1 protein-coding gene is annotated in these 235 nt (G+C 64.7%); it reads right to left on the bottom strand.

Features of this window, described 5'->3' with window-relative positions:
- Positions 1-235, bottom strand: a 235-nt coding sequence (locus SCA31_RS25575; protein WP_410699725.1) for a hypothetical protein, incomplete at both ends; no start/stop codon positions are given.

The raw sequence follows: 235 nt of genomic DNA, 5'->3' as shown, positions 1-235 counted from the left end.
ACCATCGCATCAATATCCCTGGGCACCGGCACGAGGCAGGATTCCGGGCCGGAACCGCGCTTGGCGACGCGTTCCAGGCAGCGGGCCTGCAGCGTGAAGCCGAGATCCATGGATTCGACCGAATTGCCGAGCGGGCGCGGTCCTGCGAGGTTGGCCATATGGCCGCCGCCGAGGATGTGGATCGAGCGGCCGTCCTTCAGATACAGCGTTTCCATGACATCTGCCTCGTAGCGGT

The sequence above is a fragment of the Chryseobacterium sp. SIMBA_028 genome (genome assembly GCF_046535285.1).
GTDB lineage: Bacteria > Bacteroidota > Bacteroidia > Flavobacteriales > Weeksellaceae > Chryseobacterium.
This window is presented reverse-complemented; position numbering and strand designations above follow the sequence as displayed.